Below are 2,019 nucleotides of genomic sequence, written 5' to 3' on the forward strand. Positions count from 1 at the left end.
CCGCCAGCCGAAGCACCGCAAATCGACGATATTTACCCCGATGAGGGACCGCCAACATGGTGGAACCCCGAGGAAGACCCCGGTTTAGACGCACCGCCACCCTTTGATGCGGGTTATTTCGACCACTGCGCCGAATCCGGCCCACCGGAATGGTGGACCGACCGGGATGAGTGCGTGCACTTAGACGGCAATGCCGACTGGGTGCGCTGTGATGATGATTTCGAGCTTTGATCAGCACAGCACCCAGATGGCGTTTCACTGCATTCGAGCCATTAACTGGTTTTCCATTGCCATCGTTACGGAACGAGAACGAACTTCAAATTCAAGTTAAGTATCTCTGCCTGCGGTAATAACTTTTCGACTTCACGATCAGAATAAATTCCCAGATCTAGCTCAAGCACTCCTGCAGATAACTGGCTTTGCAAATCCTCCAAATAGAAGTTTGATAAGCCAGAGAAAAGGCGGCGAATTTTGAAGGCCGCTTTTCTTGCCTCTACTTCATCAGGAACAATAACAAATGCCCTGTAATTCTTTATTCCCAATGAAATAGGCTGCTCCACATAGTGCGCTATTCCTTCAAACTTAAAACCACAAGCACTACACAGATAGGTTTTTATTGCACCTTCTGTTGAAACTAAAGTCGCAATGCCGTCACAATTTATGCATTTGATTTCTTCTTGCATTACTTTGCTCCCAAATACCTTGCATAGGGTTGACCGGCATCCCTAAATGAATCGACAGTAGATTGATTGATGTGCGGGTACAACGGGCTATCTACAAGGTATTTCATGACTGAATCATCAGTTTGCAGAAAGAACTTGCGATCAACGCGGCGCTGAATTGCATAGGCACCAAGTTCTGCTTGCAGCGCAGTTGCTCCATTGGCGTATTGTCGAGCGGTTAGTCCTTGTAAAAAGTGCTCAGTCTCGTGGGCTACCAGTCCAGCAGCCGACTTTGCATCTCCAGCGTACTTTTCATACACCACGATCTTATTAGTACCTGGGAAATATTCCCCACCTTGAGGAATAGATAGGGTTCGCCCGGAAACTTCAAGTTCCACATTTCCACGCTTAAGTAATTTAGCTACTGCTGCCCCTTCGGCGCTCCCACTCTGCCGCAAGGCTCGTGTAATTGCTGGCTGATTGACCCCTCCTGTCACTGCTGCCCAAAGATCAGGATGTACACCCGCAGCAGGGCCTACAGCTCCACGAGTAGCTACCCCAGCAGCACTGACCTCTGCCCCAAATGGTGTAGGTACACCACCAGCCGCATATAGGCCCTCGCCAATCAAGGCGGTTGTAGTGGACGTGACGCCTAGATTCAGCCCAATCGCAGGCCCAACACCATAACGGGCAGCATCGGTACCTAGTTGCATCAAGGCATTTCCATAAGCCTTAACGCCATTACCCAAGGCGACTGCCCCTCTTGCAACAGCACCGCCAGCTCCAGCAGTCATTAACTCCAGATCGAAGGTTTTCAGTGGTGGGTCAATGCGTTCTAAGTTGGCTCTAGCCTGGGCGCTATTTGTGAAAGCCCCTCTGCCAGAGGCCATCGACTCGCGCACTGCACCAGCTGAATCAGACACGCCGCGACCGAGTTGCTGCAACCCAGCTTGCAGGCTATTCAGGCCGCCTTGGGCCATCTTCCCCCAGAACTCGCCAGAATCCATATTGGCTAGCTGGGCTGCGTTTGTGCGGGCTTCACGTTGCCGGTTGCCAGCAACGACACGGGCAACTTCCTGATCTTGCTTACGGCTGGATTGCAGCGCCATTTCCATATATGGCGCTGCAAAGGCATCGTCTGCTGCCTGGGCGTATTGCATTAGCCGGTTGCCGGTGCCTGCCGGAACGACCTCATCAACAAACAGATCGCGCCAATCCCGTGGCCGCTCGCTGCGGTTCGGTTCTGGTACGACCGGCTTGGCAGGTCCCACCCAGTTACGACCATTCCCCGCAATGCTGTTACCCAGCACATCCCCGAAGATAGATTTTCCGGTCACGAGTTGTCGTACAGAAACCC

The 2,019-nt window shown here is 52.3% G+C and carries 3 protein-coding genes; 1 reads left to right on the forward strand and 2 read right to left on the reverse strand.

Annotated elements, in window-relative coordinates; translation table 11 throughout:
- The coding region (locus tag ACUHMQ_RS20565; RefSeq protein ID WP_445297312.1) for a hypothetical protein at positions 1 to 231 on the forward strand (231 nt) is incomplete at its 5' end.
- A 65-nt stretch (positions 232 to 296) separates the two neighbouring features.
- Here ACUHMQ_RS20565 and ACUHMQ_RS20570 read toward each other — a convergent pair.
- Both ACUHMQ_RS20570 and ACUHMQ_RS20575 read right to left on the reverse strand, forming a co-directional pair.
- Entirely contained in the window at positions 297 to 683 is a 387-nt protein-coding gene (locus ACUHMQ_RS20570) for a hypothetical protein (protein ID WP_445297313.1), read from the reverse strand.
- Positions 683 to 2,019 (reverse strand): hypothetical protein (locus ACUHMQ_RS20575; RefSeq protein WP_445297314.1); only part of this gene is annotated, 1,337 nt, incomplete at its 5' end. The genes ACUHMQ_RS20575 and ACUHMQ_RS20570, both read right to left, overlap by 1 nt.

The organism is Chitinimonas violaceus, from assembly GCF_052601015.1.

Bases quoted from the DNA above. Each gene is read 5' to 3' on its own strand.
- ACUHMQ_RS20570 (WP_445297313.1), bottom strand. From the start codon at position 683: ATGCAAGAAGAAATCAAATGCATAAATTGTGACGGCATTGCGACTTTA.